Annotated in this window: 1 protein-coding gene; it reads right to left on the bottom strand. The window is 63.2% G+C overall.

What is annotated here, in order from left to right:
• Nucleotides 1-253, bottom strand: a 253-nt coding sequence (locus ACZXDY_RS46745; RefSeq protein WP_464350137.1) for a transposase, incomplete at both ends; no start/stop codon positions are given.

Here is a 253-nt window from a genome sequence, read left to right as displayed (position 1 = left end):
ACTCGAAGGTCTCGAGTGTCATCTGCTTGTATCGATCGCGGCCCGCGACGCGGTAGTCCTTCCACTTGAAGGTGACGCCCTGCTGGTCGCAGGCGATCAAGCGACTGTTGGCGATGGCGACGCGGTGGGTGTAGCGCGACAGATAAGCCAGCACTGCCTCAGGGCCGCCGAACGGCCGCTTGGCATAGACGACCCACTCGGTCTTGCGAAGCGGTGCAAGGAATGCGGCGAATGATCGCGTCGCGGCGAGATG

This window comes from Bradyrhizobium sp. LeoB3, from assembly GCF_055456055.1.
Note: the sequence above shows the minus strand (reverse complement) of the source record. Positions and strands in the feature narration are given on the sequence as shown.